Consider the following 5,473-nt stretch of genomic DNA (forward strand, 5'->3'; position numbering starts at 1 on the left):
AGGCAATCTGGAATGAATTTTGGCTACGTTACTGTGAACGGAGTGAACAGTAACATTTAACCGACCCGGCTGCGAAGAGGATGATATATGATAATATTATTTTTAAGTTGACTTTTTATTTTTTTCAGCATATACTAACAGTAGCTAAGGAATGTGACGAGATTCCATGAAGCGAACTAAAGAAACAAAAGCCCTCAGAGTTGCAGCTCTGAGGGCTTTCTTGCTCGTTACGGTGAGCTGTTCCGTTTAGGCTGTTGCTGTCTAGTGTCTGCCGTCCAGCCATTTGCATATGTAGTAGCTAACTACGCCTGCTAAAACAGAGACAAGAAATGTGACGAGAATTTCTTCCATGAAACTCACCTCCTTTCTGCTGGAGGTTCGACAGCTCTTATAGTATATCATGGTTTAGGACGAATTGAAATAAAAAATCTATTTGTACTAAAACAATTGTCCGTGCTATGATTAACAGGTAGATGACAGACAGCATATGATAAAAAGAAGCTGTCTGCATGGACAGAAAGGCAGGTTAAATCTGATGAAACAGGAAAATTACATAAAGGGTATGATAATGATCATCCTGTCGGCGTTTTTCTTTGCTTGTATGAATGTGAGCGTACGTCTGGCAGGTGATCTGCCGTCTGTGGAGAAGAGTTTCTTCCGGAATCTGGTGGCGGCGGTGTTTGCAGCGATAATTCTCTGTAAGAATCGTACAGTGCCGAAGGTGGATAAGAAATACTGGGGACCGCTGATCCTGCGTTGTGTGTGCGGGACACTGGGGATTCTGTGTAACTTTTATGCTATTGATCATCTGTTGGTGGCAGATGCATCAATCCTGAATAAGTTATCTCCGTTTTTCGCGATTATTTTTTCATTCCTTTTATTAAAGGAAAAAATCAGACCGGCACAGGCTGCGTGTGTTGCGCTGGCGTTTATAGGATGTTTATTTGTAGTGAAACCGGGATTTCAGAATGCGGCACTTGTTCCGGCACTGATCGGAGTCTGCGGTGGACTGGGAGCAGGAATTGCCTATACGATGGTGCGTGTGCTGGGAACTCACGGAGTGAAGGGACCGGTTATCGTGTTTTATTTTTCATTTTTCTCCTGCTTGTCGGTTGTACCCTGGATGTTGTTCCATTTCACACCCATGAGTATGAAGCAGCTTGTGACATTGCTGATGGCAGGATTATTCGCAGCGGGCGGACAGTTTACGATTACGGCTGCATACACCTATGCACCTGCAGGGAAGATTTCTATCTTTGATTACTCGCAGATTATTTTTGCTACGATGCTGGGATTTATCCTGTTTGGAGAGATTCCGGATAAGTACAGCTTTACAGGATATGTGCTGATTATTCTGGCATCATTGGGTACCTTTCTTTATAATATGAGGGTAGCTAAGGCTGGTAAATGAAGAAAAAGTAAAAAAGGATTTTTTGATTTTATCCAGTAAGTCTGATGAAATCCGATCAGTATATAGAATTATTGGATTGTAAACTATAAAATAAAAAAAGTTGTCAATAAAAACGCTTTGTGTTAAAGTATCCAATATGTTAAAAAATTAAGGAGAAGGGTGCACAAAGATGTCTTTTATAAAAAATATTCCACTACGCCCTCACCATGGAATGTGTCTTGCATATTTCAAGGGTGAGGGATACAGTGATGGGTTTTCCGCACATATGCAGGAAATGCTGGATATTTTCCAGAAGGGAGCGAAGATACAGCTTCATGCAGATACAGACGAGATCTGTTCTGCCTGTCCGAATAATGAAAAAGGATGCTGTTCTTCCTTTTCGCTTGTAGAAGCATATGACAATGCAGTGCTGGAACTGTGCGGTCTGGAAAATGGACAGATTATGGAATTTGATGATTTTACAGATGTTGTTCAAAAGAAAATCCTGGCATCAGGAAAGAGGAAAGAAATCTGTGGGAATTGTCAGTGGAACTCCATCTGTGAAAGTCAGAAGAGCAGATGGGAGAAATGCTAAGAAAAATAGAGTAACAGAATGAATAGCGTTCCGGTACAGAACAGAAGCTATGAATAAAAAAGTCAAATGCGCAAATAGTGCAGTGAAAGGACATAACGATAAAAATGGAAAATACAGAATCACGATTATATTTCGCCAGTGACTACATGGAGGGTGCACATCCTGCGATCATGAAAAAGCTGATGGAGACGAACCTGGAGAAAACAGTGGGCTATGGTCAGGATCCATACACAGAAGATGCGAAAGAAAAGATCAGAAAAGCCTGCAATGCGCCGGAGGCAGAAGTATTCCTGCTGGTTGGTGGAACACAGACCAATGCCACAGTGATCGATGCACTTTTGAAATCCTATCAGGGAGTTGTGGCTGCGGATACAGGGCATATTGCAACCCATGAATCTGGCGCTATTGAATTTGGTGGACATAAGGTTCTGACAGTACCGCAGAAAGATGGAAAAATCTCTGCACAGCAGATTGAGAAGCTGGTGAAGGATTTCTATGATGATGCCAATTATGAGCATATGGTAATGCCCGGGATGGTATATATTTCCCAGCCAACAGAATATGGTACCCTGTATTCCAGAGAAGAATTAGCAGCTCTCAGCAAAGTCTGCCGGGAAAATCATCTTCCCCTTTATGTGGATGGCGCCCGCCTTGCCTATGCACTGGCAAGCCCGGAGAATGATGTGACTCTCACTGATCTGGCAGAACTTAGCGATGTATTTTACATTGGAGGAACCAAATGCGGAGCATTGTTTGGAGAAGCAGTGGTTATACCGCAGAAAGGACGGATTCCTCATTTCTTTACGATCATCAAGCAGCATGGAGCATTGCTTGCCAAGGGACGGATCGCAGGAATCCAGTTTGGTGAGCTGTTTACGGACGGGCTGTACCTGCGGATCGGCAAACCTGCAATGGAAGCTGCAGAGCAGATCAAGGATGCACTGAAGAAGTATGGATATCAGCTTTCTCTGGATACTCCCACCAATCAGATCTTCTGTATTGTGTCTAATGATGTAATGAAAAAAATAGCCCAGGATGTGGAGTTCGGATTCTGGGAGAAGTATGATGAGACACACTCTGTGATCCGCTTTGCCACAAGCTGGGCTACTACTATGGAAGATACACAGAAACTGATTCAGATTCTGGAAAAAAATAAATAAGAGAAAAAATCAATAGTCAGTTGATTCAGGCAGTATCAGGGCAATGGTACTGCCTTTTTCGCTGCTCTGGGTTACTTTTACCTGGCCGTTGTGCTGTCTGGCAATCTCGCTTACAAGAGCAAGCCCCAGACCTGCACCGCCCATGGCGCGGCTGCGGGATTTGTCCACACGGTAGAAGGGATCAAAGATTTTTTCCTGATTTTCAGGGGAGATACCGATGCCTGTGTCAGTTACCTCCAGGACTGCAGATTCTGCAGAATGAATGCTTACAGTAACGGAACCGGAAGGCCGGTTATATTTGATCGCATTTTCAACCAGATTATAGACTGCCCGGTACAGAAGGATATAGCTGCCTGTAACAGTACAGTCACCTTCTGTCTGAATAAGCCGGATCTGATGTTTGTCTGCAACCGGGTCCAGATCGCAGAAAACCTCTTCTGTGAGTGCTGCAAGGGAAATAGTGTCAGAACGCTCTACTGTTTGAAGACCTGTCATGTCCAACAGGATTTCCGCAAGATGGGAAAGCCGTCCGGTCTGTTCCTGAAGCATGGTGAAAAGTCTGTCGTATTCCTGGGGTGCGTGTTCCGGTTTTTTGTAAAAAACTTCCAGATTTGTCTGCATTACAGCTAAGGGTGTGCGAAGCTCATGTGCTGCACTTGCCACAAACTGCTTCTGTGCAGAGAAGGCATTATCCAGGCGGGCAAGCATGTCATTAAAGGATCTGGTCAGACGCGAGATCTCATCCTCTGAGAGTGGGACTTCCAGCGGTTCAGACAGATTTTGTGCCTGTACCTGGCGGATCCTGTCGCTGAATCTGCGCAGAGGGGTCAGGGCTCTTCTGGTGACAAACCAGGTACAGATACTGCTGAGAAGAATAATGATACCTGTGGCGATCATGCTCTGGAACAGAAAGTTGTTTTTTGTATTCTGGATCTGGTTTTCCAGATCAGGGATGAGGATTTTTGGATCTACATTGATGGAGATCGGGTTTGAATTGTCGGGGGTGACCAGAACTACATAGTCGGAGATCCCTTCCAGACCGGTCACAGCAGAACGGCTGATGAAGAAATACATCAGTGCACAGGCTGTGATAACCAGCCCGGAGATCAGCAATGTGAGCCGCCACTGGAGAGAGAGCCTGCGGGGGGAAAGTTTTTCTGAATAAAATTTCATAGATAAATCCTTTCGTTTCATTATAATGACATAGTAGTATTTGAAATCTGAAAATATTTATTGTACAGATATGAATGATTTTTATTCTTCCAGAATATATCCCTGTCCAATCTTATTTTGTATAGGATCATATCCAAGGGCAGTTCGCAGTTTTTTTCTTAAAGAAGAAATATGCACCCGGATGGAATTACTGAAGCTGTTCACGCTGCCGTCCCAGAGATGCTCGATCATTTCCTCAGGGCTGATGATCCGGTTGCGGTGAAGCAGAAAATATTCCAGAAGTGCGCTTTCTTTCCTGGTGAGAGCCAGAGGCGTGCCATCTACACTGGCTTCTCTTGTACGTGTGTCAAAGGTAATGCGGCTGCATCTCAGGCAGACATCCTCCTGGATAAATTTGCGTCGGGTAAGGCTGCGGATGCGGGCTTCCAGCTCTTCGAAATGAAATGGCTTGGTGAGGTAATCGTTGGCTCCCAGATCCAGCCCCTCTACCTTATCCTGGATCTGTACTCTTGCGGAGAGTATGAGAACAGGAGTATTGGTATTGAAGGTACGGAACTGACGCAGGATTTCCAGACCGTCAATTCCCGGCAGGTTCAGATCCAGAAGGATCAGGTCGTAATTCTCTGTCATACATAATTCCAGTCCCTCTTCTCCGTCAAAGCAGGTATCTGTTTCGTATCCGTCCATGCGGAGCCCCTCTGCCATGGAACGGCAGAGCTGTTCTTCATCTTCTATAATTAAAATGTGCATGATAGTCTCCTTTTTGAATTTCTAGATTTATAGTTTTATCATAGCACACGAAGTATAAAATTCGTGTAAAAAAAGAAAATGTTTCATATTAAAATATCCGATTACAAAGTTCTTTTAACAACCGTAGCAAGAATTCCCTCACCTCTATAGGGACGCCGCTGAAAAACTGTTTTTTCATACTATATACAGTGTCTCAAAGTTGATTGATGTACTTTATTTTGTGTTAATTTATACGCAAAAAGGACTTTTTCAGTGGCCTTCTATAGGTGATGGGATGAATTGCACTATGAATTGCACATTCGAGCATGTCTGCTCAAATTTATAAAAAATCACAAAACACTTGTTCTGACACAATAAATATATTATAATAGAAAAAAGAACAATATGCTCTTGAAATTTGGACGG

5 protein-coding genes are annotated in these 5,473 nt (G+C 43.5%); 3 read left to right on the forward strand and 2 right to left on the reverse strand.

All coding sequences use genetic code 11. The annotated features are described in order from the left end of the window. Window positions 1-535: 535 nt before the first annotated feature. The 3 genes from LI074_RS16520 (at window position 536) to LI074_RS16530 (ending at window position 3,145) form a co-directional block, all read left to right on the forward strand. Complete coding sequence (locus LI074_RS16520) at window positions 536-1,411, forward strand: DMT family transporter (protein WP_118409702.1); 876 nt, start codon at window positions 536-538, stop codon at window positions 1,409-1,411. 169 nt (window positions 1,412-1,580) lie between these two features. After that, window positions 1,581-1,985 (forward strand): DUF1284 domain-containing protein, encoded by a 405-nt coding sequence (locus tag LI074_RS16525; protein WP_022381173.1) that lies wholly within the window; start codon window positions 1,581-1,583, stop codon window positions 1,983-1,985. Window positions 1,986-2,089: 104 nt separating this feature from the next. Beyond that, window positions 2,090-3,145 (forward strand): threonine aldolase family protein, encoded by a 1,056-nt coding sequence (locus LI074_RS16530; RefSeq protein ID WP_118409699.1) that lies wholly within the window; start codon window positions 2,090-2,092, stop codon window positions 3,143-3,145. 9 nt (window positions 3,146-3,154) lie between these two features. On the opposite strand, the gene LI074_RS16535 is transcribed toward LI074_RS16530, so the two are convergent. Next, entirely contained in the window at window positions 3,155-4,318 is a 1,164-nt protein-coding gene (locus LI074_RS16535; RefSeq protein ID WP_118342290.1) for a sensor histidine kinase, read from the reverse strand. Between the two features lie 81 nt (window positions 4,319-4,399). After that, complete coding sequence (locus LI074_RS16540; RefSeq protein WP_008705442.1) at window positions 4,400-5,068, reverse strand: response regulator transcription factor; 669 nt, start codon at window positions 5,066-5,068, stop codon at window positions 4,400-4,402. Window positions 5,069-5,473: the final 405 nt, after the last annotated feature.

The organism is Blautia sp. MSK18_10, assembly GCF_020553185.1.
Taxonomy (GTDB): domain Bacteria; phylum Bacillota; class Clostridia; order Lachnospirales; family Lachnospiraceae; genus Blautia_A; species Blautia_A wexlerae.